The sequence below is a fragment of the Streptomyces sp. NPDC093795 genome (assembly GCF_044764665.1).
Lineage (GTDB): Bacteria > Actinomycetota > Actinomycetes > Streptomycetales > Streptomycetaceae > Streptomyces.
Map to the genome: position 1 here is coordinate 142,271 of NZ_JBIWIO010000010.1, position 24,624 is coordinate 166,894.

The window sequence follows — 24,624 nt, forward strand, 5'->3', positions numbered from 1 at the left end:
GGTGTGCTTCGTGCCGGCCTTACGGGAAGGTCAGCTTGAAGGCGTTGATGCGGCCGACGTCGGCCGAGGCCTTGTCCTGCGCGCGGAGCTTCCAGGCACCGTTGGCGACCTCGGAGGAGGCGTTCACGGTGTAGGTCTGGAGGATGTTGTCGGCGCTGCCGCCGGACCGGTTGTGCAGGTTGTAGACCGAGCCGTCGGGGGCGACGAGGTCGACCACGAGGTCACCCTTGTAGGGGTGGACGATGTCCACGTCCACCTTGAGGGTGGAGGGCGCGTTGCCGGTGATGCCGGTGACGTTGACCGTGGAGGTCACCGCGGCGCCGTTGTCCGGGATGGCCACGTCGGCCGTGTTCTCGAAGACCTTGCCCACGGGCGGCTCGGTGCCGCCGGGGCGGGTTCCGACGTTGACGCCGGCCCAGGCGTGCTGGACGGCGAGGACCTCGGGGCTGCCGGCGCCGTACAGCTCCGTGGCCACCGCGACGGTGCCCGTGCGGGCGCCGGCGTAGTTGGTCGAGGAGTTGAACTTGGTGGTGAGCGCCTTGAACCAGATCAGCGAGGCCTTGTCCCGGCCTATGCCGGTGACGGGCAGGCCGTCGGAGGTCGGCGAGTCGTAGTTCACGCCGTTGACGGTCTTGGTGCCGCTGCCCTCGGAGAGCAGGTAGTACCAGTGGTTGGCCGGGCCCGAGGAGTAGTGGACGTCGACGCTGCCGATGCCGGAGTACCAGTAGTCCTTGGACGAGCCGTCCTTGCTGGGCTTGTCCATGTAGCGCAGCGGGGTGCCGTTGCCGCGGATGTCGATCTTCTCGCCGACGAGGTAGTCGCCCTGGTCCTGGGCGTTGTTGGCGTAGAACTCGACGGCCGCCGCGATGATGTCCGAGGTGGCCTCGTTGAGGCCGCCGGACTCGCCGCTGTAGACCAGACCGGCGGTGGCGGAGGTCAGGCCGTGCGTCATCTCGTGCGCGGCCACGTCGATGGAGGTGAGCGGCTTGGCGTTGGCCGCGCCGTCGCCGTACGTCATGCAGAAGCAGGAGTCCTGCCAGAAGGCGTTGACGTACGCGTTGCCGTAGTGGACCCGGGAGTACGCGCCGACGCCGTCGCCGCGGATACCGGAGCGGCCGTGCACGTTCTTGAAGTAGTCCCAGGTGAGGGCGGCGCCGTAGTGCGCGTCGGCGCCGGCCGTCTCCAGGTTCGACGGGGTGCCGTTGCCCCAGACGTCGTCGGTGCCGGAGAACAGCGTCCCGGTGCCGGACGTACCCCGGTTGAGGTTGTACGTCTTGTGGTTGCCGCGGGTCGTGTCGGTCAGCGTGTACGAGGGCGCGGTGCCGAGGGTGACCGTGCCGCTGTACTGCGTGTTGCCGGTGCCGTTGTGCACGGCCTGCCACTCGTACAGCTTCGCGCCGGTCTTCGCGTCCGTCACGACGTGCAGCTCGTTCGGGGTGCCGTCGTGCTGGAGGCCGCCGACGACGGTCTCGTACGCGAGGACGGGGGCGCCCGAGGCCATCCAGACGACCTTGCGCGGGGCGCGCTCGGCGGCGGCCTTCTTGGAGCCCTCCGCCTGGGCGAGGCCGAGGGCCTGCTTCTCGGCGGCGGCCGGGGCCACGGAGGCGGCGAGGTCGACGTTCCTCAGCTCGGCGCGGGAGGACTTGGTGACGCCCGTCGTGGCGCCGGCCTTGCTCTCGGCGACGATCAGGTCGCCGCCCAGGACGGGCAGCCCGGCGTAGGTCCGCTCGTAGCGCGTGTGGGTCGTGCCGTCGCGGTCCTGCACGACGTCACGGACGACCAGCTTCTCCTGGGCGCCGAGGCCGAGTTCCTTGGCCTTGGCGGCCTTGTCGGCGTCGGCCGCCTTGATGAGCGCGGTGCGCTCGGCGGGGGTGAGGTCGGCCGGGAGCTTGCCGGGGTTCGCCGACGTGCCCTGCTGGGCCTTCGGGGCGATGGACGTCCCATTGACGGGACCATCTGCCGCGGTGGCGGATCCGGTCTGGACGCTCACGGCGAGCATGGCGGCGGCCGCGATCAGAGCGCCGGTCGCGGTGGCGCGACGGCTGGGCGTGGATCTCACGCAGACTCCTTCTTGCGAGGGGGGTACCGGCGGACTGGGTGGGCCCGTCCGGGCGGAGCAAGCAGAGCTGTGGAGCACGTTCGGGATGGCGCGGTACGCGTTCGGGATGGCGCGCCACTCGTGCTGTGGCGCGTTACTCGATCGGGTGAAGCGGCGAACAGTGATGCGAAGAGCCGGGGAGAGAGTGACAGGAATGACGGGGACCTGTCATGGGGGTGGCGGGAAGTTGGCCGGAAATCGTCCGGTGCCCGGAAGTCGGTGTTCGTTAACCGGACGTTTCGTCGATCATGGACGCGATGCCGTCCAGTGTTCGCCGGAGCCCGAATTCGAAGAGCGCGTCCAGGTCCAGACCGAAGTCGCCGCCGCTGGTCACCGAGTTCAACTCGGGGTACGAGCCACTCGCCTGGAGCGCGTCGAGCCGTGGCTCATTCTGTTCCATCCACTCGCCGTCGGAGATCCCCGTGTCCTGGCGCGCCTGCTCCTCCAGATCGTCGGCCATCGAAAGCCCCTGGACGTAGGCGAAGATCAGCAGATGCGTGTGGAGCTTCTCCTCGTACGTCAGCGGAGTCCCCCGCAGCGACCGCAGCACCCACTCCAGGTACGCCAGCGCGTTCGGTGTCGCGACCGGCCGCGTGAACGAGGCCATCGCGTGCGCCATCCACCGGTGCCGGGAGTACACCCCGCGCAGCCAGCGCGCACCCTGCTCAAGCCCTGTCCGCCACTGCGTCGGCACCGGCCCCAGCGGCACCTCCCCGCACGCCGCGTCCGCCATCAGGCGCACCAGCTCCGCCTTCCCCGGCACATGGCGGTACAGCGCCATCGTCGAGACCCCCAACGCCGTCGCCACCCGGCGCATCGTCAGCGCGTGCAGGCCCTCCGCGTCGGCCAGTTCCAGCGCCGCCCCGACCAGTCGCTCCCGCGACAGCGGCTCGGCGTCCGGGCCCGGCTGTCCCGCCCGTCCCGCCGGCCCCATCGATCCCGCCCGTCCCGCCCGTCCCGCCGGGGTCACGACCACCGTGCCCACCCCCGGCTCCGGCCGCACCAGACCCTCCTGGCGCAGCACCCCCAGCGCCTTCGTGGCCGTCGCCATCGCCACGCCCCACTCGCGCGTGATGGCTCGCGTCGACGGCACCCGGTCACCCGGGGCCAGCTCCCCCGACCGGACCCGGCGGCGGAGCTCGGCGGCGATGGCCCGGTAGGGCGGTTCGGTCGTCACGACGGGGAGTGTACTAGTGCGGCTGGACGCTGTACGCGTAGACGCGGCAGGTCACAGGGGCGTACGAACCCGGTGCACTAGGACGTCGATGGTCCTGTACGCGGTGCGCTGCTTCCGTGTCCTCATGACACTCACCACCTCATCCGGACCCGGCGCCGGGCCCGCCCTCGCCGGGCGTCGCGAATGGGCCGCGCTCGGCGTCCTCATGCTGCCCCTGCTGCTCGTCTCCATGGACATCTCCGTCCTCTACTTCGCCATCCCCTCCATCGCCGCCGACCTGCGCCCCGGCGCCACCGAGCAGCTGTGGATCCTCGACATGTACGGCTTCGTCCTCGCCGGGCTCCTCATCACCATGGGCGCCCTCGGCGACCGCGTCGGCCGCCGCCGGCTCCTCCTCGGCGGCGCCGCCCTCTTCGGCCTCGCCTCCGTCGCCGCCGCGTACGCCCACAGCCCCGGCACCCTCATCGGCGCCCGCGCGCTCCTCGGCGTCGCAGGCGCCTGCCTCATGCCGTCCACCCTCGCCCTCATCCGCAACCTGTTCCACGACCCCGCCCAGCGCGCCCGGGCCGTCACCCTGTGGACCGCCGTCATGGCGAGCGGCATCTCACTCGGGCCCGTCGTCAGCGGCGCCCTCCTCGAACACTTCTGGTGGGGTTCCGTCTTCCTCGTCAACCTGCCGGCGATGGGGCTGCTCCTGATCCTCGGGCCCCTTCTGCTTCCCGAGTCCAAGGGCGTGGGCGGTGGCCGATTCGACCTCTTCAGTTCCCTGCTCTCGCTGGCCGCGCTGTTGCCCCTCATCCACGGCATCAAGTCGCTCGCCGAGGATGGTTGGGATCCGGTGGCCGGGCTCGGCATCGGTGCCGGGGTGCTTCTCGCCGTCGTCTTCGTGCGCAGGCAGGGGCGTCTCGCCCAGCCCATGGTCGACCTCGGGCTGATCCGGCAGCGGGCCTACGGCGGCTCCGTGCTCGTCAACCTGCTCGCCATGGTCGCGACCGTCGGCTTCGCCGTCTTCCTCACCCAGTACCTGCAGTCCGTCCTCGGCCAGAGCCCCTTCGAGGCCGCGCTCTGGAGCCTCGTCCCCACCGGCGGCGTCCTCGTCGCCGCACCGCTGGCCGCCGCGCTCGCCCGGCGGGTCGACCGGGCGTACATCATGGGCGGCGGGTTCCTCGTCGCGGCCGTCGGCTTCGGCTGGCTCGCCGGGATCGACCGCGCCACGCCCCTGTGGGTCGTCCTCGTCGGCGGCTGTGTCTATGCCGCCGGGCTCGTCTCCGCGATGACCCTCGCGACCGAACTCGCCCTCGGCGCCGCCCCGCCCGAGCGTGCGGGGTCCGCCGCCGCCGTCCTCGAATCGGGGCAGGAGCTCGGCGGGGCGCTCGGGATGGCGGTCCTCGGGTCGATCGGCGCCGCCGTGTACAGCGCCGCGATGCCCGCGTCCGCGCCGGCCGCCGCCCGGGAGACGTTGGGGGGCGCGCTGGGGTCACCCCCGGGCGTGCTCGACGCCGCCCGCAGTGCCTTCGTCGAGGCCATGGGTGGGGCCGCTGTCGGGGCGTGCCTGCTGATGCTGGTCGCGGCTGGGGTTGCTGTTGTTCTGTTGCGGGGGGCGTCGCGGGGGTGACATCCGTGGGGGGCCGGCTGTCTCGTTCTCAGCCGACCAGGCTCTCCCGCCAGGCGCGGTGCAGGTTCGCGTAGCGGCCCTCGCCTGTTACCAGGTCCGACGGGGTGCCGTCCTCGACGATCCGGCCCGACTCCATCACCAGGACCCGGTCCGCCACTTCGACCGTGGACAGACGGTGGGCGATCACTACGGCTGTACGGCCCTTCAGGACCGTGTCCATGGCCCGCTGCACCGCCCGCTCGCCCGGTACGTCCAGGGAGCTCGTCGCCTCGTCGAGGATCAGGACCGCCGGGTCCGCCAGGAGGGCGCGGGCGAACGCGACCAGTTGGCGCTGACCCGCCGAGATCCGGCCGCCGCGCTTGCGTACGTCCGTGTCGTAGCCGTCCGGGAGGCCCGCGATGAACTCGTGCGCCCCGATGGCGCGGGCCGCCTCCTCGATCTGTGCGCGGGTCGCGTCCGGGCGGCCGATGGCGATGTTCTCGGCGACCGTGCCCGAGAAGAGGAACGCCTCCTGCGTCACCATGACGACTCCTCGGCGGAGTTCCGGGGTGGCCAGGTTTCGGAGGTCCACGCCGTCGAGGCTCACCGCTCCGTCCGTGGGGTCGTAGAAGCGGGCCAGGAGCTTCGCCAGGGTTGATTTGCCCGCGCCTGTCGCTCCGACCACCGCCACTGTCTGGCCGGGTGGGATCGTCAGGTCGAAGGGAGGCAGGATCTCGCCGCCCGTCCGGTAGGCGAAGCGGACCTTGTCGAAGGTCACTTCGCGGCCCGGGGTGCCCTTGAGCGGGGGGAGGTGGTGGGGATTCGTGGTTTCCGGTACGCCCGGCTCCTGGGCCAGTAGGCCCGCGATCTTCGTGAGAGACGCCGCTGCTGATTCGTACGAGTTGAGGAACATGCCCAGGCGGTCGATCGGGTCGTACAGGCGGCGCATGTAGAGGACCGCTGCCGCCAGGACGCCCAGCTCCAGGGAGCCCGAGGCCACGCGGTAGGCGCCCCACAGGCACATTCCGGCTACGGCCGTGTTCGCCACGAGGCGCGAGCCGACTACGTAGCGGGCCATTTCCAGGAGCGCGTCGCCGTTGCTTCGTTCGTGGCGGTGGTTGAGGGCCGCGAACTCCGTGTCGTTGATCTCCTCCCGGCGGAACGCCCGTACGGGACGGATGCCGTTCATCGTCTCCGCGAACTTCACGATCACGCCCGCGATCGCCGTCGAGCGTTCGGAGTAGACCCGGCCGGCACGTCGGCGGTAGAGGCGGATGAGGAGGTGGAGGGGGAGGAAGGACGCAACCGCGAGCGCTCCGATGCCCAGGTCCAGCCAGAGCAGGATCAGGGAGATCGAGAGGAACGAGAGGACTACGCCTATCAGTTCCTGGAGGCCCTCGGAGAGGAGTTCCTGGAGGGATTCGACGTCGGTCGTCGAGCGGGAGATCAGACGGCCCGAGGTGTAGCGCTCGTGGAAGTCGACGCTGAGCACCTGGGCGTGGCGGAAGATCCGGCCGCGCAGGTCGAGCAGGACGTCCTGGTTGATGCGGGCCGCTCCCCGTACGAAGACGTACTGGAGTGCGCCGGACAGCGTCGCGCAGAGGGCGTAGCCCACCGCGACCGCGATGACCGGTCCGTGGTTCCCCTCGCGGAACGCGGGGACGCCCCGGTCGATGGCGTACGCGACGAGCAGCGGGCCCGCCTGGATCGCGGCCTCTTTGACGAGGATGACGAGCGCGGCGAACGCGACTCGGATCCGGTGTGCGGTGAGGAGCGAGCGGAGCAGCGCGCCTGTCGCCCCGGGCGGGGCCGGCAGGTCGTCGCGGTCGAAGGGGTCCCCGGCCGGGGTCTGTTCCTCGGTGGGTGCGGTGTCCTTCATCGGTCCTCGTCCTTGCCTTCGCCGGACATCAGCCAGGCGTACTCCTCGCTGGTACGCAGCAGTTCCTGGTGCGTGCCCACGGCCGCGATCCGGCCCCGGGACAGCAGCGCCACCCGGTCGGCCAGCATCACCGTCGACGGGCGGTGCGCCACGACCAGGGCCGTCGTCTCCCGCAGTACCTCCCGCAGGGCCGCCTCCACCCGCGCCTCCGTGTGCACGTCGAGCGCCGACAGCGGGTCGTCCAGGACCAGGAAACGGGGGCGGCCGACGACCGCCCGCGCCAGCGCGAGCCGCTGCCGCTGACCGCCGGACAGGCTCAGGCCCTGCTCGCCGACCTGGGTCGCCACCCCCTCGGGCAGCCGGTCCACGAAGCCGTCCGCCTGCGCCACGCCGAGCGCGCGGCGCAGCTCCGGTTCCCCGGCCCCGTCACCGGCGCCCATCAGGACGTTCTCGCCGACGCTCGCCGAGAACAGCGTCGGCTCCTCGAACGCCATCGACACCAGGGCCCGCAGCCGCTCCCGTTCCATCAGGGCGATGTCCTCGCCGTCGAGGAGGATGCGGCCGCCGGACGCCTCGTGCAGCCGCGGTACGAGCGCGGTGAGCGTGGTCTTGCCGGAGCCCGTGCCGCCGACCAGGGCCAGGGTCTCGCCGGGGCGGATGTGCAGGTCGATGCCGTCGAGGACCGGCGGGGAGTCCGCGGGGGCGTCCGGGTAGTGGAACGAGACGCCTTCGAAGCGCACCCCGTCGGGGCCGTCCGCCGTCGTCGTCCCAGGGGTGTCCGGTTCCACGTCGGTGTCCATCACCTCGAAGTACCGCTCCGTCGCGGTCGCCGCCTCCTGGCTCATCGCGAGCAGGAAGCCGATCGACTCCACCGGCCAGCGCAGCGCCAGGGCCGTCGACAGGAACGCGACGAGCGTGCCCGCCGACAGGTCCCCGTCCGCCACCTGCACCGTGCCGAGGACGAGCGCCGCCCCGATGGCCAGTTCCGGTACGACGGTGATGACCGCCCAGATCATCGCGAGCAGCCGGGCCTTGACCAGTTCCGTGCCGCGCAGATGGCCGGCGAGCTCGCGGAAGGCCCTGGCCTGGCTGCGGTTGCGGCCGAAGCCCTTGATGATCCGGATGCCGAGGACGCTCTCCTCGACGACCGTCGTCAGATCGCCCACCTGGTCCTGCGCGCGCCGCGCGACCACCCCGTACCGGCCCTCGAAGACCGAGCAGACCAGCACCAGGGGGATGACCGGGGTCAGGAGGATCAGGCCGAGCGACCAGTCCTGGGCGAGCAGCAGGACGTAACCCGCGAGGATCGTCACGCCGTTGACCAGGAGGAACGTCAGCGGGAAGGCCAGGAACATCCGGACCAGCATCAGGTCGGTCGTGCCGCGCGAGAGCAGCTGCCCGGACGCCCACCGGTCGTGGAAGGCGATCGGCAGCCGCTGGAGCCTGCCGAACAGGTCGGCCCGCATCCGCGCCTCGACCCCGGACAGCGGCCGCGCCACCAGCCAGCGCCGGTACCCGAAGAGCACCGCCTCGGCGAACCCGAGCAGCAGCAGGTACAGCGCACCCAGCCACACCCCGCCCGGGTCCCGGTCCGCCACGGGCCCGTCCACCAGCCACTTCAGGACGAGCGGGATGACGAGCGACAGGCAGGACGCGACGACCGCGACGAACGCGGCCGTGAACAGCCGTCCGCGCACGGGCCGCACATACGGCCAGAGACGGAGCAGCGCACGCACGGCGGAGCGTGAGGGAGCGGCGCCGGGGCCGGAAGCGGTGGGCGCGGGGGGCTCTGGGGCGACAGGTATCTCGGGCATCAGGCCCGACCATACGGTTCAGCCCTGACACGTCTCATCCGGTTTTCCGGCCGTCCTTCCCGGGCCCGGCCCGCCCGCCGCGCGGAGGGGGCCGCTCCGTAAGATCCCACCCCTGAAGACCGGCCAGGGGTGGGAAGAACGACGATGAGACATTCGAGAAGATTCGGCATGGCCGCGGCCACGCTGCCGCTGCTGTTCGCGGCCGTCGGCTGCGATACCTCCGGCCCGGGGGAGGAACCGGCCGCGAAGGCGGCCTCGCCGACCGGTAAGCCGGTCTTCGAGGAGCGGCTCCGCGACCAGCTGAACGCCGCCTCCCGGGCCACCGCCGCGAGCGGCTCCGCCCGCTTCACCGCCACCCTCACCTACGGCTCGGCCAGGGGCACCGCCGTAGAGCGGACCACCGGCGTCCTCGACTACGCGATGGACACCGCTCGCGTGGAGCGGTCCGTCGACATCCCGCGCGACTTCCCCGAGCTGGCGGCGACCGTGGACCTCGGTCACGCTCCGGGCACCACCGCCCGCGAGCAGTACACGGTCGAGGAGAACGACGTCAGCTACCGGACCTCGGCCGGCACCTGGCTGCGGTACTCCGCCTCCGGCTCCATGGAGTTCGCCGACACGGTCTCCGACTTTCTGGAGTACGCGGGCGAGACCGCCCCCTGGGGCCGCACCCTCGCCGAGGTGGTGCGCCACGCGGACCCGGAGCGGAACCCCGAGCCGACCCCCGACGGCGGCCGCCGGTACGAGCTGCGGATCGACGGCAGGAGCGCGGCGGTCGCCCTGCCGAAGGCCTTCGGACACGCCCTGGACCAGGACAGGACCGCCGAGGTACCGCTGACGGTGGTCCTCGACAAGGACGGCCGCCTCCTGCGGGCCGAAGCCGACTACGAGGCGGTGCTCGATGCCCTGCACATCCGGGGCGTGCTCGGCGGCGTCACCTCGCTGCGCGCGGAGTACGTCCTGACCGATCACGGGAAGGCCCCGGTCACACCCGTGCCCGTCCGCGAGCGGTCCCAGGACGCCGAGCAGGCGACCACCACCCTGCAAGGCGTGAAGCCCGGTGCCTGCGCCTCCACGGACACCGGCCTCGGGTCCATGGTCCGGGTCCGGCCGGTCCCCTGTGGGAAGGACGCCGACCTGCGCGTCTTCGGCCACGTACGCGTCGACATGACGGTTCAGGGCGACCCCCGGGGCGTGGGGGAGGAGGCGGCGGACGAGAAGTGCGGCGCCCGCCACCGCACGGCGCCCGGAGCGTGGACCGCGGGGGGCCGCCCCGCCGGCTCGTACCGGGTCGGCGGCGGCACGTCGATCAGCTACCGGTACACCGGTGCCGACTCCACCGTCTCCGGCGACTACACCTGCTACGTCCACCTGAACTGACCCGTCCGGACGCCGCCCGCCCCCGCCCCGCTACGTCCTCACCCGCAGCAGCACCACCGACCGGGCCCCCACCGTGAGCGTCCCGCCGCCCCGGTGGACCGTGCCCGGAGGTGCCGACTGGTCCTCCCGTGAGGTGTCCACCACCAGTTCGTACGACTCCGCCCAGGGCGGGCCCGGGAGGCGGAAGTCGAGCGGGTGGGGGCCCGCGTGGAGGACGGCGAGGAAGCTGTCGTCGGCGATCTGTTCGCCGCGTTCGTCCCGGCCCGGGATGTCACGGCCCGACAGGTAGAGGCCGAGGGTGGCCGTGGGCGCGTACCAGTCGGGTTCCGTCATCTCGGCGCCGTCCGCGGTGAACCAGGCCAGGTCCCGCAGTCCGTCCGCGCCCTGGGGGCGGCCCGAGAAGAAGGCCCGGCGGCGCAGCACCGGGTGGTGGTTGCGGAGGGCGAGCAGTCGGCGGGTCAGGGCGAGGAGCTGGGCCCGCCCGGGGTCGTCCGGGAGGGACCAGTCGACCCAGCCGGTCTCGTTGTCCTGGCAGTACGCGTTGTTGTTGCCGCCCTGCGTACGGCCCATCTCGTCGCCGGAGACGAGCATCGGGACACCGGTGGAGAGGAGGAGGGTGGTGAGGAGGTTGCGCTGCTGGCGCAGCCGCAGGGTGGTGATCCCGGGGTCGTCGGTCTCGCCCTCCGTCCCGCAGTTCCAGGACCGGTTGTCGTTCGTGCCGTCCCGGTTGCCCTCGCCGTTGGCCTCGTTGTGCTTGCGCTCGTACGTGACGAGGTCGCGGAGGGTGAAGCCGTCGTGGGCGGTGACGAAGTTGACGGAGGCGTACGGCCGGCGCCCGCCCCAGGCGTACAGGTCACTGGAGCCGGAGAGCCGGTAGCCGAGGTCCCGTACGTCGTGCAGGGCCCCGCGCCAGAAGTCCCTTACGGCGTCCCGGTAGCGGTCGTTCCACTCGGTCCACAGCGGAGGGAAGGCGCCGACCTGGTAGCCGCCGTTGCCCACGTCCCAGGGTTCGGCGATGAGTTTCACCCGGCGGAGCACCGGGTCCTGGGCGATCACCGCGAGGAACGGGGAGAGCATGTCGACGTCGTGCATCGAGCGGGCGAGTGCCGCCGCCAGGTCGAAGCGGAAGCCGTCGACGCCCATCTCCGTGACCCAGTAGCGGAGGCTGTCGGTGATGAGGCGCAGGACCTGCGGCTGCACGACGTGCAGGGTGTTGCCGCAGCCCGTGTAGTCGGCGTACCGGCGGGCGTCGGACTGGAGCCGGTAGTAGCCGCGGTTGTCGATGCCCTTCAGGGACAGGGTGGGGCCGAGCTCGCCCGCCTCCGCCGTGTGGTTGTAGACGACGTCGAGGATGACCTCGATCCCGGCCGCGTGCAGCGCCCGCACCATCCGCTTGAACTCGCCGACCTGCTGCCCGGTCGTCCCCGACGAGGAGTAGCCGGCGTGCGGGGCGAAGTAGCCGATCGAGTTGTAGCCCCAGTGGTTGCGCAGGCCGCGCCGGAGAAGATGGTCCTCGTGCGCGAACTGGTGCACGGGGAGCAGCTCCACCGCCGTCACCCCGAGCTGTACGAGGTGCTCGATCGCCGCCGGATGGGCCAGGCCCGCGTACGTGCCCCGCAGCCGTTCGGGGATGCCCGGGTGGAGTCGGGTGAATCCCTTGACGTGGAGCTCGTAGATGACGGAGTCCTGCCAGGGCGTCTTGGGCCTGCGGTCGTCCGACCAGTCGTCGTCGTCCTGGACGACGACCCCCTTCGGCACGTACGGGGCGGAGTCCCGCTCGTCGCGCACGGTGTCGGCGACATGCTGCTGCGGCCAGTCCCGCACATGCCCGTACACCTCGGGCGGCAGGTCGAAGTCGCCGTCCACGGCCCGCGCGTACGGGTCGAGGAGCAGCTTCGCCGGGTTCCACCGGGCGCCCGTCCACGGGTCCCAGCGGCCGTGCACCCGGTAGCCGTACCGCTGCCCGGCCTCGACCCCGGGCACGAATCCGTGCCAGATCTCGTGGGTCAGCTCCGTGAGCGGCAGCCGGCGTTCCGTACCGTCCGGCCCGAAGAGGCACAGCTCCACCGCCTCCGCCCCGCCCGCCCACAGGGCGAAGTTCGTGCCCGCCACCCCGTCGGGCCCGACCCGGCAGCGGGCGCCCAGGGGCGTCGGCGCCCCCGGCCACACCGGGGGTCCGGCCCGCTCCGGGGCATGCTCCGGTACCGCCTCCTGCTCGGCTGCGCTCGCCACCGTCCCGGCCTCCCGCGGCTCGTCGGGCCCGCGCCCGGGGCAGCGACGGCGTCCCGGCCGCCGCTCCCGCGCGTGTCCTCCTCCTGTTCTGCCCGCACGGCCCCGCTCCCAACATGACCCGTACGCACGTTTCCCCTGGAGGGTGGCCGTCGTTGGGCCGAGCGTGACACACGTATGGAAGCGGGCGAGGTACGCCCTGGCGGTGGCGGGACTGATGGCGGGCCTCGTGGGCTGCACGGGAGAGGGCGGCGGACGGGGCATCGACCTCTCCCTGCCCGGCAAGGCGCGGGCCCCTGGTGACGTCATCCGGATCAGCCCGGAGGACGGCACCCGGGGGGTGAAGGCCGAAGGGCCGGTCGAGGTGAGGGTGGACAGCGGGCGGCTCGAACGGGTGACCGTCGTCCAGGTCGAGGACGCCCAGCGGACCGAGGTCGCGGGGGAGATCTCCGCGGACGGGCTGCGCTGGCGGCCCCGGGCGGACGCCCGGCTCGCGCTGGCCGCGAAGTACAGCGTGGACGCGGTCGCGCTCGACGCGCACGGGCGCCGCTCCGCCCGGCACACCACCTTCACCACCGTGGTGCCGGAGAGCCGCTTCATCGGCTACTTCAAACCGGAGAACCGTTCCACTGTCGGCACCGGCATGATCGTTTCCTTCGGCTTCAACAGACCGATCGAGAACCGCGCCGCGGTCGAACGGGCCATCAGGATCACCTCCGTGCCGCCGGTCGAGGTCGTCGGCCACTGGTTCGGCAAGGAGCGGCTCGACTTCCGCCCCGCCGCGTACTGGCAGCCCGGCACCCGCGTCACCGTCCGGCTCGGCCTGCGGGACGTCGAGGGGGCGCCCGGCGTGTACGGCATCCAGCGCAAGACGGTCGGCTTCACCGTCGGCCGCTCCCAGGTCTCCCTGGTGGACGCCGCCGCGCACACCATGGAGGTCAGGAGGGACGGCGCGGTCCTGGCGACCCTGCCGATCACCGCGGGAGCGCCGAAGACCACCACGTACAACGGGAAGATGGTCGTCACCGAGCTGTACGACGTGACGCGGATGGACGGGCGCACGGTCGGCTTCGGCGGCGAGTACGACATCAAGGACGTCCCGCACGCCATGCGGCTCACCGAGTCGGGGACCTTCCTGCACGGGAACTACTGGGCGTCGCCCGGCACGTTCGGCACCGCCAACGTCAGCCACGGCTGCGTGGGGCTGCGGGACGAGAAGGGCGGCAGCGCCGAGTCGCCCGCGGGCTGGTTCTTCGACCGGACGCTCATCGGCGACGTGGTGGAAGTGGTCAACTCCCGTGACCGCAAGGTCGCTCCCGACAACGGCCTCGGCGGCTGGAACATGGAGTGGAACCGGTGGAAGGCCGGCTCCGCCCTGCACTGACCCCTCGTCGCCCTCGCACCACCCGGAACTTCCGTCGTCTTACCAGGTCGATCGGGACTGAACGGTGACATTCACGAGGATCTTTCGTGTCCTGCGGTGTGATTATCTAGCGCCGTGTGCGCGAGTGAATGCGCACGGGGGTGGGGCCGTGGCGGTGCCAGGCCGTGCGAGGGGAGACGACCACAGTGAACGGGCAGCCGATATCGGGGACATCGGTAGGGGCTAAGGGGCGGCGCGGCCGACGGCGCGGGGGCGTCCGGCTGCAGGCCCTGGCGGCGGGAGCGATGCTCCTGGTGCTCACGGCCTGCGGCGGCGGCGAAACAGCCGGCGGCAGCGGCGGTACGGGGGGACAGGGGCCGGCCGCCGGGGGCGGCGGCCAGCAGGGGAACGCGGCCTCGCAGGCGGTCGTGACGATCCTTCCGAAGGACGGCGCCGACTCGGTCGCCACCAGCGGGGCGCTCAAGGTCACCGCGACGCAGGGCAAGCTGACCACGGTCACGGTCGCCGACTCCAAGGGCACCGCGGTCGAGGGCAGGATCGCGGCGGACGGCGCCAGCTGGTCGCCCACCGCCCACCTGGCCGGCGGCACCCAGTACAAGGTCCACGCCGTCGCGAAGGACGCCGAGGGCCGCGAGTCGGCGAAGGACACCACCTTCACCACCCTGGTCCCGAAGAACACCTTCCTCGGCCACTACACGCCGGAGCACGGTTCGACCGTCGGCGTCGGCATGCCGGTGTCCATCAACTTCACCCGGGGCATCACCGACCCCGAGGCCGTCGAGAAGGCCATCAAGGTGACGGCCGAGCCGGCCGTGCGGATCGAGGGCCACTGGTTCGGCAACGACCGCCTCGACTTCCGCCCGGAGAACTACTGGGCCGCCGGCACCAAGGTGACCGTCGAGCTCAACCTGGACGGCGTCGAGGGCCGCCCGGGCGTCTACGGCAAGCAGAAGAAGACGGTCACCTTCACCATCGGCCGCCGTCAGGTCTCCACCGTCGACGCGAGCGCCAAGACGATGAAGATCGAGCGCGACGGCAAGATCATCAAGACGATCCCGATCACCGCGGGCGCCCCGTCGACGACCACGTACAACGGTCAGATGGTCATCAGCGAGAAGTACAAGGTGACCCGCATGAACGGGGCCACGGTCGGCTTCGGCGGCGAGTACGACATCAAGGACGTGCCGCACGCGATGCGTCTGTCCACCTCGGGCACCTTCGTGCACGGCAACTACTGGGCCCCGAAGAGCACCTTCGGCTCCTCCAACGTCAGCCACGGCTGCGTCGGCCTCCAGGACGCGCGGGGCGCGGGCGACAGCTCCATGCCGGCCGCCTGGTTCTACGACCGCTCGATCATCGGTGACGTGGTCGTCGTGAAGAACTCCAAGGACAAGCAGATCAAGCCGGAGAACGGCCTCAACGGCTGGAACATGGACTGGTCGGAGTGGATCGCCTAGATCTCCCGTGAGAGGGCCCGGTGCTGTGAGCAACAGCACCGGGCCTTTTCCAGTTAACGGACACTAACCTTCCTCTCATGACTGTGAATCTCGAAGTCGCCGAAGGCGTCGGCACGATCCGCCTCGACCGCCCCCCGATGAACGCCCTGGACATCGCCACCCAGGACCGGCTGCGCGAGCTGGCCCAGGAGGCGACCGACCGCGACGACGTGCGGGCCGTGGTCCTCTACGGCGGCGAGCGGGTGTTCGCGGCCGGCGCGGACATCAAGGAGATGCAGGTCATGGACCACGTGGCCATGGTCAAGCGCTCCCGCGCCCTCCAGGACTCCTTCACCGCCGTCGCCCGCGTCCCCAAGCCCGTCGTCGCCGCGATCACCGGGTACGCCCTCGGCGGCGGCTGCGAGCTGGCGCTCTGCGCCGACTACCGGATCGCCGCGGACAACGCGCGGCTGGGCCAGCCGGAGATCCTGCTCGGCCTGATCCCGGGCGCGGGCGGCACCCAGCGCCTGTCGCGCCTGGTCGGCCCCTCCAAGGCCAAGGACCTCATCTTCACCGGCCGGATGGTGAAGGCCGACGAGGCCCTGACGCTGGGTCTGGTCGACCGGGTCGTCCCGGCCGCCGAGGTGTACGAGCAGGCGCACGCCTGGGCCGCGAAGCTGGCGCAGGGGCCCGCGGTCGCCCTGCGGGCCGCGAAGGAGGCGATCGACCAGGGGCTCGAGGCCGACATCGACACCGGTCTCGCCATCGAGCGGACCTGGTTCGCGGCTCTGTTCGCGACCGAGGACCGCGAGCGCGGGATGCGCAGCTTCGTCGAAGAGGGCCCGGGCAAGGCGAAGTTCGCCTGACGGGTTGTTCCGGGGGCCGATTCCGTCGGAACGGCCCCCGCGGACGCCTCCGTACGGCCATGATGGGGGGCATGGCGGGCCTGGAGGGTAGGGAACAGCCGTGGCAGCGCGCAAGCGCCGCCGCAGCGCGGTGGTCACCGGCCGCGGACGACGAACAGGCCGCCGGGGCAATGGAGTTGTACGGTAATCCGGCGGACGAGGATGTGCGGCTGCCGTCCCGTCCCGAGTCCGCGTGGGTGGCCCGCCGACTCACCGAGCACGTCGTGCTGCGGCAGTGGGGGCTGGGCCCGCAGATCGCCGAGCACGCGGTCCTGCTCGTCTCCGAACTCGTCGGGAACGCGGTCCGGCACACCGGCGCCCGGGTCTTCGCACTGCGGTTACAGCGGCGGCGCGGCTGGATCCGCGTCGAGGTGCGGGACCCCTCGCGCGGGCTGCCCTGTCTGATGCCGGTGCACGAGCTCGACACGAGCGGCCGGGGGCTCTTCCTCGTCGACAAGCTCTCGGACCGCTGGGGTGTGGACCTCGCGCCGCGCGGCAAGACGACCTGGTTCGAGATGCGGGTCTCCGACCGCTGACCGACCCCGCAGGCACGGAAGCCCCCGTGCGCCGTGGTGGGGCGCGTGGGGGCTGCCGTGTGGTGCGCCGTGGACGGGGGGGTGTATCCACGGCCGCTATGTCGACCTGGCCCGGGTCAATGGGGGTCGTGTCTCCGACTATGGCAGACAGGGGGCCTTGGCGCCAAAAGCTCCTAGCGGGGCAATCCAGGGCGAAGTGGGACAGTTCCAGAATGAATCGTTGGTGACGTGAAGCACCCGCCTTGTAAACAGTGAATGGCTATGCGGTTCATCGGTTGTTTCCCGGGCTCGTCCGCATGCTGGACGCCACTTCAGGGGTCGTAAACGTCCTGAATTGGCCCAATCGTAATAAATCGGGCGGTAGCGCCTTTAAATGGTCGCGTGAAGCCGACCGACCGCCGCAGCGCCCTCCGAGCCGGTGCGGCCGCCACCCTCGCGGGAGCCCTCGCCACCGCCTGCGGCACGGAGCCCCGCCCCGCCGCCCCCGCTCCACAGCGCCCGGCCGCTCCCGCCGCTCCCCGGCGGCCCGCCCCCGCGCCCCACGCGGCCCCCGGCCCGCGGCGCCTCCCCGGACAGCCCGCGGAGATCGCCCACGGCCCCCGTGACCGGCCCCGCGTCGCCCTCACCTTCCACGGCCAGGGCGACCCCGCCCTCGCCCGGACGCTCCTCACCCAGGCCGAGAAGGCCGGCGCCCGTGTCACCGTCCTCGCCGTCGGCAGCTGGCTCGACGCCCACCCCGACATGGCCCGGCGCGTCCTCGACGGCGGACACGACCTCGGCAACCACACCCAGCACCACACCGACGTCAACGCCCTCACCGAAGCCGGGGCCCACGCCGAGATCGAGGCCTGCGCCACCAGGCTCCGCCGGCTCACCGGCTCCATCGGCACCTGGTTCCGGCCCTCCCGCACCCAGCGCGCCGCCCCCGCCGTCCTGCGCGCCGCCCACCGCGCCGGATACCCGCACGTCCTCTCGTACGACGTCGACTCCCTCGACTTCACCACCACCGACGCCGCCGCCGTCGTCCGCAACGTCACCGGCACGGCCCGCGCCGGCTCCGTCGTCAGCCTGCACTTCGGCTACCCGGTCACCGCCGTCGCCCTTCCCCTCCTCCTCGCCGACCTCGACCGCCGCGGGCTGCGCGCGGTCACCACCACGGAGCTGCTGACCTGATGGCACACCCCACGAAGCGCACAAGAGCCCTCCTCGCCGCCGCGGTCCTCGCCCTCCTCGCCGGCTGCGGCACCGGGGACCCCGGCGAGGGAGCCGCCCCGGTGAAGAAGGCCGCCCCCGTCAAGAAGCCCGCCGCCGCGCCCGCCGGGCTCCCCGGCATGCCACCGCTGCTCGACCCGAACGACGTCTACGCCGCCGACCGGCCGAACAAACTCTCCCCGGTCGTCAAGGACTTCCCCTCCCGCGTCTACGTCCCCAACACCAACTCCAACACCGTCTCCGTCATCGACCCGGCCACCTACCAGGTGATCGAGACCATCCCCGTCGGCATCCAGCCCCAGCACGTCGTGCCCTCCTGGGACATGAAGACCCTCTGGGTCAACAACAACCGGGGCCACACGCTCACCCCCATCGACCCCGCCACCGGCGTCGCGGGCAAACCCGTCGAGGTCCACGACCCGTACAACCTCTACTTCACACCCAACGGCAAGTACGCCGTCGTGATGGCCTCCCTGGACCGCGAACTCGTCTTCCGCGACCCCCACACCATGGAGCGGAAGAAGACCGTCCCCGTCAGCTGCTACGGCGTCAACCACGCCGACTTCTCCGCCGACGGACGGTACTTCGTCGTCTCCTGCGAGTTCTCCGGCGAACTGCTCAAGGTCGACACCGAGAAGATGGAGGTGATCGGCCAGCAGAAGCTGCCCTTCGAGGGCGCCATGCCGCAGGACGTGAAGATCTCCCCCGACGGCAAGACGTTCTACGTCGCCGACATGATGGCCCACGGCATGTGGGTCCTCGACGGCGAGAAGTTCACCACCCCCACCCTGCTGCCCACCGGCAAGGGCTGCCACGGCCTCTACATCAGCCGGGACTCACGCGAGATGTACGTCCCCAACCGCGGCGAGGGCTCCGTCTCCGTCTTCGACTTCGCCAAGAACAAGCTCACCAAGAAGTGGTGGCTGCCGGACGGCGGCTCCCCCGACATGGGAGGTGTCTCCGCCGACGGCAAGGTCCTGTGGCTCTCCGGCCGCTACGACGCCGAGGTGTACGCGATCGACACCACCACCGGAAAGCAGCTCGCCCGCATCCCGGTCGGCGGCGGCCCCCACGGCCTCGCCGTCTACCCCCAGCCGGGCCGCTACTCCCTCGGGCACACGGGCATCTTCCGGTAGCCCACCCCTGAGACCCCTCGCGGCCCGTCCCGGCGGGCCAGCTAATCTGACCCCCGTCAGAGAAGCACCGAGAAGGGGCGGAAGCAGTGGCGGACATCGAGTCGGCACGCACGGCATTCAACAGTTTCGACGTGGACGGCGACGGCTTCATCACCGCCGCGGAGTACAAGAGCCTCATGGCGCAGCACGGCGACTTCAACGTCACCGAGTCGGTCGCCGAGGTGCTCATCAAGCAGCGCGACGCCAACGGCGACGGCGTCCTCTCGTGGGACGAGTTCTGGGCGCACTACAGCAAGGCCTGACCCGCCGGGCCGGACGGGCGGAGCGACCCTGAGTTGCCGCCCGTCCGGGGCTCGGTGACGATCGTCCGGTGACGCTTCCCGGACCCTTCGGTACCCCGAGCCGTCTGACGGCGGCGGTCCTCGCCGTCGTCGCGGTCCTGGTCGTCGCCCTGCTGGGCGGCGGCCTCGCCCAGACGGGCACGGGCGAGCTCCGAATACCCGCGGCCGGCACCACCACGCTGCTGCGGCTTCTGGTCTTCACCGGTCTGGCCGTACACGTCGGTGAACTCGCCGGCCGCCGCCTCGCGCGCGACGGGCCACGGCCCCGCGCCTGGTCCGCCCCCGCCGCCCTCCTTGCCGCGGCCGCCTCGGCCGGGCTCCTGCTGCTCTTCGCAGCGGTCAGCGGACTCAGCCCGCCCGTCGTGTACGGGCTCCGCGAGGGCCGCCTCCTGCTCGTCACGGCCAACGCCTTCGTCCTGGCCGCCCTCTGCGCCGCCTCCCGGCGCCCCGCGCTCGCCGCCCTGCCGCTCGCCCTCGCCGTGGGCGCCGAGGCCGTACGCGCCCACCCGGAGACGTACCAACCGGTCATCGGCACGTCCCTCACGGTCGTGCACCTCACCGCCGCCTCGCTCTGGGCCGGCACCCTCCTGTACGTGCTCCGCACCATGAGACTGCGGGGCGGCGGCCGGGACGTCCTCGCCCGGTACGCCCGGATGGCCGCCTGGGTGTACGCCGCTCTCGCGGTCACCGGCACCGTCTCGACCCTGCGCAAGCTACCGCTCGACGCCGTCATGAGCACCGCCTACGGCCGGATCCTCCTGGTGAAGCTGATCCTGTTCGGCGGGGCGAGCCTGCTCGCGCTCGCCGCCCGGGGGCGGATGATGTCCGGCGGGAACGCCCAGGCACCCGCGCGCGTGGAGGTGTCCGTCCTCGCGGCGATCATCGTCGTCTCGGCACTCCTCACGGTGGTGCCGGACCCACACGGAATCGGCCCCTGACCCCGGCCACAGGGCGGAATCGCTCGCTGAACGGCACAAACGCGCTGGTCAGGGCCTACAAGCTCAGCACTCGATGATGTTCACCGCGAGACCGCCCCGGGCGGTCTCCTTGTACTTCACGCTCATGTCCGCGCCGGTCTCCTTCATGGTCTTGATGACCTTGTCGAGGGAGACCAGGTGGCTGCCGTCGCCGCGCATCGCCATCTTCGCCGCCGTGACCGCCTTGACCGCCGCCATGCCGTTCCGCTCGATGCACGGGATCTGGACCAGGCCGCCGACCGGGTCGCAGGTCAGGCCCAGGTTGTGTTCCATGCCGATCTCGGCCGCGTTCTCCACCTGCTCCGGGGTGCCGCCGAGGACCTCGGCGAGGGCGCCCGCCGCCATCGAGCAGGCCGAGCCGACCTCGCCCTGGCAGCCGACCTCGGCGCCGGAGATCGAGGCGTTCTCCTTGAAGAGCATGCCGACCGCGCCGGCCGCGAGCATGAAGCGGACGATGCCCTCGTCGTCGGCGCCGGGGACGAAGTTCATGTAGTAGTGCAGGACCGCCGGGATGATGCCGGCCGCGCCGTTCGTCGGGGCGGTGACCACCCGGCCGCCCGCCGCGTTCTCCTCGTTCACGGCCATCGCGTAGAGCGTGATCCACTCCATCGCGTGCGCCGCCGGGTCGCCCTCGGAGCGGAGCTTGCGGGCGGAGGTCGCGGCGCGGCGGCGGACCTTCAGGCCGCCGGGCAGGATCCCCTCGCGGGACATGCCGCGCGAGACGCAGGACTGCATGACCCGCCAGATCTCCAGGAGGCCCGCGCGGATCTCGTCCTCGGTGCGCCAGGCCTTCTCGTTCTCCAGCATCATCGCGGAGATCGACAGGCCCGTCTCCTTCGCCAGGCGCAGCAGCTCGTCGCCCGTACGGAAGGGGTACTTCAGGGCCGTGTCGTCGGGGACGATCGGGTTCTCGCCGGCCACGGCGTCCTCGTCGACGACGAAGCCGCCGCCGACCGAGTAGTACGTCTTCTCCAGGACGAGGCCGCCCTCCGCGTCGTACGCGAAGATCGTCATCCCGTTGGCGTGGTACGGCAGCGCCTTGCGCCGGTGCAGTATCAGGTCGGCGTCGAAGTCGAAGGGGATCTCGTGGGCGCCGAGGAGGTTGATCCGGCCGCTCGACTTGATCCGCTCGACCTCGTCGTCGGCGGTCTCCACGTTCACCGTGCGGGGCGAGCTGCCCTCAAGACCGAGCAGGACCGCCTTCGGGGTGCCGTGGCCGTGGCCGGTCGCGCCGAGCGAGCCGTACAGCTCCGCCCGGACCTTCGCGGTGTGGGCGAGCAGGCCCTCGTTCTTCAGCCGGCGGGCGAACATCCGGGCCGCGCGCATCGGGCCCACCGTGTGGGAGCTCGACGGGCCGATGCCGATCGAGAACAGGTCGAAGACCGAGATGGCCACGGAGAACTCCTTGTGGGGGGCTAGACGCCGTTGTCTGCCGGGGTGGAGCAGAAAAGCGTGAAGGCAAGCGGTCGGAACCGCGCGATGACATGGGGTGGGGCACCGCGCTCACTGTCCAGTGTGCGCGATGCCCCGGAGGTGTCGTACGAACGAAACCGGAACTAAATCGTACGAAACTACTTCAGGCCGGGGTACAGCGGGTGCTTGTCGGCGAGCGCCGTCACCCGGGCCTTCAGCGATGCGGCCTTGTCGGCGTCGAAGCCGGGCTTCAGGGTCTCCGCGATGATGTCGCCGACCTCGGTGAAGTCCTCGGCCTGGAAACCGCGGGTCGCGAGCGCCGGCGTACCGATGCGCAGACCCGAGGTGACCATCGGCGGGCGCGGGTCGTTCGGGACGGCGTTCCGGTTGACCGTGATGCCGACCTCGTGGAGGCGGTCCTCGGCCTGCTGGCCGTCCAGCTCGCTGTCGCGCAGGTCGACGAGGAGCAGGTGGACGTCCGTGCCGCCGGACAGGACGGAGACACCGTGGGCGGTGACGTCGTCCTGGACCAGGCGCTCGGCGATGATGCGGGCGCCGTCCAGGGTGCGCTGCTGGCGCTCCTTGAACTCCTCCGTGGCCGCGACCTTGAAGGAGACGGCCTTGGCGGCGATCACGTGCTCGAGCGGGCCGCCCTGGAAGCCGGGGAAGACCGAGGAGTTCAGCTTCTTCGCGAACTCCTTCTTCGCGAGGATGATGCCGCCGCGGGGGCCGCCGAGCGTCTTGTGCGTGGTGGAGGTCACCACGTCCGCGTACTCGACCGGGTTCGGGTGCAGACCGGCGGCGACCAGGCCCGCGAAGTGGGCCATGTCGACCCACAGCTTGGCCTCGACCTCGTCGGCGATCCGGCGGAACTCGGCGAAGTCCAGCTGGCGCGGATAGGCGGACCAGCCCGCGATGATCACCTTCGGGCGGTGCTCCTTGGCGAGGCGCTCGACCTCGGCCATGTCGACCAGACCGGCCTCGTCCACGTGGTACGCGACCACGTTGAACTGCTTGCCGGAGAAGTTCAGGCGCATGCCGTGGGTGAGGTGACCGCCGTGCGCCAGGTCCAGACCCAGGATCGTGTCGCCGGGCTGGGCGATCGCGAAGAGGGCGGCCTGGTTCGCGGAGGCGCCGGAGTGCGGCTGGACGTTGGCGTACTCGGCGCCGAACAGGTCCTTGATCCGGTCGATCGCGATCTGCTCGGCGACGTCGACGTGCTCGCAGCCACCGTAGTAGCGGCGGCCCGGGTAGCCCTCGGCGTACTTGTTGGTGAGGACGGAGCCCTGCGCCTCCATGACGGCGACCGGAGCGAAGTTCTCCGAGGCGATCATCTCGAGGGTGGACTGCTGACGGCGGAGCTCGGCGTCGACAGCGGCGGCGACGTCCGGGTCCAGCTCGTGGAGGGGAGTGTTCAGAAGCGACATGAATCGATCCCTAAGGGGTCTCGGGCCCGGTCTCAGTTCCCGGAGGCGGAGAACTCGGTGTACGCGTCGGCGGAGAGCAGATCGTCCGGCTCGCCCGCGACACGTACCTTGAACAGCCAGCCACCCTCGAACGGAGCCGTGTTCACCAGGGACGGGTCGTCCACCACGTCCTGGTTCGCGGCGACGATCTCACCCGTGACGGGGGAGTACAGGTCGCTCACGGACTTCGTCGACTCCAGCTCGCCGCAGGTCTCGCCCGCGGTGACGGTGTCGCCGACGGCGGGGAGCTGGGCGAAGACGACGTCACCGAGCGCGTTGGCCGCGAACTCCGTGATGCCGACCGTCGCGACGCCGTCCTCGGCGGCCGACAGCCACTCGTGCTCCTTGGTGTAACGCAGCTGCTGGGGGTTGCTCATGGCCTGATTCTCCTGGATCGGGGGAGTGCTGATGAACGTGGGTCTTGCGGGGTGAGACGCGACGTGAGACGGATGCGTCACTTCTGGCGCTTGTAGAAGGGCAGCGCGACGACCTCGTACGGCTCGTGGGTGCCGCGGATGTCCACACCTACACCCTGGGTGCCGGGCTCGGCGTGCGCCGCGTCCACGTACGCCATCGCGATCGGCTTTCCGAGGGTCGGCGACGGGGCGCCGGAGGTGACCTCGCCGATCACCACGCCGTCCTTGACGACGGAGAAGCCCGCGCGGGGGACCCGGCGGCCCTCGGCGACCAGGCCGACGAGCTTGCGCGGCGGGTTGGTCGCCGCGCGCTCGGCGGCGGCCTCCAGCGCCTGGCGGCCGACGAAGTCGCCGTCGTTGGTCGTCTTCTCGAACTTCACGACCCGGCCGAGACCCGCGTCGAAGGGGGTGAGGGCGGTGGTCAGCTCGTGACCGTACAGCGGCATGCCCGCCTCCAGGCGGAGCGTGTCGCGGCAGGACAGACCGCAGGGGATCAGGCCGACGCCCTCGCCCGCCTCGGTCAGCGCCTTCCAGACGCCCTCGGCGTGCTCGGGCTTCAGGAACAGCTCGAAGCCGTCCTCGCCGGTGTAGCCGGTACGGGCGATCAGCGCGGGCACGCCCGCGACCGTGCCCGGCAGGCCGGCGTAGTACTTGAGGCCGTCCAGGTCGGCGTCCGTGAGCGACTTCAGGATGCCGGGGGACTCCGGGCCCTGGACGGCGATCAGGGCGTACGCGTCACGGTCGTCGCGCACCTCGGCGTCGAAGCCGGCCGCGCGCTCGGTCAGCGCGTCCAGGACGATCTGCGCGTTGGAGGCGTTGGCGACGACCATGTACTCCTGTTCCTGGAGCCGGTACACGATCAGGTCGTCGAGGATGCCGCCGTCCTCCTGGCAGATCATCGTGTAGCGGGCGCGGCCGTTGCCCACGGTGGAGATGTTGCCGACGAGGGCGTGGTCGAGGAGCTCGACCGCCTGCGGGCCGGTGACGGTGATCTCACCCATGTGGGAGAGGTCGAAGAGACCGGCCCTTGTGCGGACGGCGAGGTGCTCGTCGCGCTCGCTGGCGTACCGCAGCGGCATGTCCCAGCCGGCGAAGTCGGTCATGGTCGCGCCCAGCGAACGATGCAGGGCATCGAGGGCGGTCAGGCGGGGGGCAGTGCTCATGGGGTGGCTCCCGGGTCCCAAGGGCGTGATCGGTGACGAAACACATGACGGCGAGGACGTCCTCCCCA

Annotated in this window: 19 protein-coding genes; 10 read left to right on the top strand and 9 right to left on the bottom strand. The window is 71.4% G+C overall.

Going from position 1 to position 24,624, the window contains the following annotated elements:
- Positions 1-19 precede the first annotated feature (19 nt).
- Complete coding sequence (locus ACIRB7_RS25765; RefSeq protein WP_403602976.1) at positions 20-2,059, bottom strand: M4 family metallopeptidase; 2,040 nt, start codon at positions 2,057-2,059, stop codon at positions 20-22.
- A 265-nt stretch (positions 2,060-2,324) separates the two neighbouring features.
- On the bottom strand, positions 2,325-3,275 hold the full coding sequence (locus ACIRB7_RS25770; RefSeq protein WP_403602978.1) for a TetR/AcrR family transcriptional regulator C-terminal domain-containing protein: 951 nt from the start codon (positions 3,273-3,275) through the stop codon (positions 2,325-2,327).
- 124 nt (positions 3,276-3,399) lie between these two features.
- Between ACIRB7_RS25770 and ACIRB7_RS25775 the strand changes: the two genes are divergently transcribed.
- Complete coding sequence (locus tag ACIRB7_RS25775; protein ID WP_403602980.1) at positions 3,400-4,890, top strand: MFS transporter; 1,491 nt, start codon at positions 3,400-3,402, stop codon at positions 4,888-4,890.
- Between the two features lie 28 nt (positions 4,891-4,918).
- On the opposite strand, the gene ACIRB7_RS25780 is transcribed toward ACIRB7_RS25775, so the two are convergent.
- Together ACIRB7_RS25780 and ACIRB7_RS25785 are read right to left on the bottom strand one after the other, a co-directional pair.
- On the bottom strand, positions 4,919-6,748 hold the full coding sequence (locus tag ACIRB7_RS25780) for an ABC transporter ATP-binding protein (RefSeq protein ID WP_403602982.1): 1,830 nt from the start codon (positions 6,746-6,748) through the stop codon (positions 4,919-4,921).
- Positions 6,745-8,562, bottom strand: coding sequence for an ABC transporter ATP-binding protein (locus tag ACIRB7_RS25785; RefSeq protein ID WP_403602984.1), 1,818 nt, complete (start codon positions 8,560-8,562; stop codon positions 6,745-6,747). The genes ACIRB7_RS25780 and ACIRB7_RS25785 overlap by 4 nt, the downstream gene beginning before the upstream one ends.
- A gap of 168 nt (positions 8,563-8,730) precedes the next feature.
- On the opposite strand from ACIRB7_RS25785, the gene ACIRB7_RS25790 reads away from it, so the two are divergent.
- Positions 8,731-9,942, top strand: coding sequence for a hypothetical protein (locus ACIRB7_RS25790; RefSeq protein WP_403602986.1), 1,212 nt, complete (start codon positions 8,731-8,733; stop codon positions 9,940-9,942).
- 30 nt (positions 9,943-9,972) lie between these two features.
- On the opposite strand, the gene glgX is transcribed toward ACIRB7_RS25790, so the two are convergent.
- Positions 9,973-12,174, bottom strand: coding sequence for a glycogen debranching protein GlgX (gene glgX, locus ACIRB7_RS25795; RefSeq protein WP_403602988.1), 2,202 nt, complete (start codon positions 12,172-12,174; stop codon positions 9,973-9,975).
- Between the two features lie 142 nt (positions 12,175-12,316).
- On the opposite strand from glgX, the gene ACIRB7_RS25800 reads away from it, so the two are divergent.
- From ACIRB7_RS25800 to ACIRB7_RS25835, 8 genes are all read left to right on the top strand, one after another.
- The gene (locus ACIRB7_RS25800; RefSeq protein WP_403602990.1) at positions 12,317-13,555 is read left to right on the top strand and encodes an Ig-like domain-containing protein; all 1,239 of its coding nucleotides are present in this window, start codon (positions 12,317-12,319) and stop codon (positions 13,553-13,555) included.
- Positions 13,556-13,740: 185 nt separating this feature from the next.
- Positions 13,741-15,012, top strand: coding sequence for an Ig-like domain-containing protein (locus ACIRB7_RS25805; protein ID WP_403602992.1), 1,272 nt, complete (start codon positions 13,741-13,743; stop codon positions 15,010-15,012).
- A gap of 77 nt (positions 15,013-15,089) precedes the next feature.
- Entirely contained in the window at positions 15,090-15,857 is a 768-nt protein-coding gene (locus ACIRB7_RS25810) for an enoyl-CoA hydratase/isomerase family protein (protein ID WP_403602994.1), read from the top strand.
- Between the two features lie 71 nt (positions 15,858-15,928).
- Positions 15,929-16,432 carry an ATP-binding protein gene (locus ACIRB7_RS25815; RefSeq protein WP_351215138.1) on the top strand — a complete coding sequence of 168 codons (504 nt, stop codon included), beginning with the start codon at positions 15,929-15,931 and terminating at the stop codon, positions 16,430-16,432.
- A gap of 381 nt (positions 16,433-16,813) precedes the next feature.
- Positions 16,814-17,605 carry a polysaccharide deacetylase family protein gene (locus ACIRB7_RS25820; RefSeq protein ID WP_403602997.1) on the top strand — a complete coding sequence of 264 codons (792 nt, stop codon included), beginning with the start codon at positions 16,814-16,816 and terminating at the stop codon, positions 17,603-17,605.
- Positions 17,605-18,780 carry a hypothetical protein gene (locus tag ACIRB7_RS25825; RefSeq protein ID WP_403602999.1) on the top strand — a complete coding sequence of 392 codons (1,176 nt, stop codon included), beginning with the start codon at positions 17,605-17,607 and terminating at the stop codon, positions 18,778-18,780. The genes ACIRB7_RS25820 and ACIRB7_RS25825 overlap by 1 nt, the downstream gene beginning before the upstream one ends.
- Positions 18,781-18,866: 86 nt before the next feature.
- Positions 18,867-19,082, top strand: coding sequence for an EF-hand domain-containing protein (locus ACIRB7_RS25830; protein WP_403603001.1), 216 nt, complete (start codon positions 18,867-18,869; stop codon positions 19,080-19,082).
- A gap of 68 nt (positions 19,083-19,150) precedes the next feature.
- Complete coding sequence (locus ACIRB7_RS25835) at positions 19,151-20,059, top strand: CopD family protein (RefSeq protein ID WP_403603003.1); 909 nt, start codon at positions 19,151-19,153, stop codon at positions 20,057-20,059.
- Positions 20,060-20,122: 63 nt separating this feature from the next.
- On the opposite strand, the gene ACIRB7_RS25840 is transcribed toward ACIRB7_RS25835, so the two are convergent.
- From ACIRB7_RS25840 to gcvT, 4 genes are all read right to left on the bottom strand, one after another.
- Positions 20,123-21,493, bottom strand: coding sequence for an L-serine ammonia-lyase (locus ACIRB7_RS25840; RefSeq protein WP_351215128.1), 1,371 nt, complete (start codon positions 21,491-21,493; stop codon positions 20,123-20,125).
- A gap of 176 nt (positions 21,494-21,669) precedes the next feature.
- Entirely contained in the window at positions 21,670-22,938 is a 1,269-nt protein-coding gene (gene glyA / locus ACIRB7_RS25845; protein WP_351215126.1) for a serine hydroxymethyltransferase, read from the bottom strand.
- Between the two features lie 32 nt (positions 22,939-22,970).
- Complete coding sequence (gene gcvH / locus ACIRB7_RS25850) at positions 22,971-23,354, bottom strand: glycine cleavage system protein GcvH (RefSeq protein WP_403603006.1); 384 nt, start codon at positions 23,352-23,354, stop codon at positions 22,971-22,973.
- Between the two features lie 77 nt (positions 23,355-23,431).
- Positions 23,432-24,556 (bottom strand): glycine cleavage system aminomethyltransferase GcvT, encoded by a 1,125-nt coding sequence (gene gcvT / locus ACIRB7_RS25855; RefSeq protein ID WP_403603008.1) that lies wholly within the window; start codon positions 24,554-24,556, stop codon positions 23,432-23,434.
- Between the last annotated feature and the right edge of the window lie 68 nt (positions 24,557-24,624).

Excerpts from the sequence above, each read along its gene's own strand:
- glyA (WP_351215126.1), bottom strand. The coding sequence starts at position 22,938 with ATGTCGCTTCTGAACACTCCCCTCCACGAGCTGGACCCGGACGTCGCC.
- ACIRB7_RS25780 (WP_403602982.1), bottom strand. The coding sequence starts at position 6,748 with ATGAAGGACACCGCACCCACCGAGGAACAGACCCCGGCCGGGGACCCC.
- ACIRB7_RS25810 (WP_403602994.1), top strand. The coding sequence starts at position 15,090 with ATGACTGTGAATCTCGAAGTCGCCGAAGGCGTCGGCACGATCCGCCTC.
- ACIRB7_RS25815 (WP_351215138.1), top strand. The coding sequence starts at position 15,929 with ATGGCGGGCCTGGAGGGTAGGGAACAGCCGTGGCAGCGCGCAAGCGCC.
- gcvH (WP_403603006.1), bottom strand. The coding sequence starts at position 23,354 with ATGAGCAACCCCCAGCAGCTGCGTTACACCAAGGAGCACGAGTGGCTG.
- ACIRB7_RS25790 (WP_403602986.1), top strand. The coding sequence starts at position 8,731 with ATGGCCGCGGCCACGCTGCCGCTGCTGTTCGCGGCCGTCGGCTGCGAT.
- ACIRB7_RS25785 (WP_403602984.1), bottom strand. The coding sequence starts at position 8,562 with ATGCCCGAGATACCTGTCGCCCCAGAGCCCCCCGCGCCCACCGCTTCC.
- ACIRB7_RS25775 (WP_403602980.1), top strand. The coding sequence starts at position 3,400 with ATGACACTCACCACCTCATCCGGACCCGGCGCCGGGCCCGCCCTCGCC.
- gcvT (WP_403603008.1), bottom strand. The coding sequence starts at position 24,556 with ATGAGCACTGCCCCCCGCCTGACCGCCCTCGATGCCCTGCATCGTTCG.
- ACIRB7_RS25825 (WP_403602999.1), top strand. The coding sequence starts at position 17,605 with ATGGCACACCCCACGAAGCGCACAAGAGCCCTCCTCGCCGCCGCGGTC.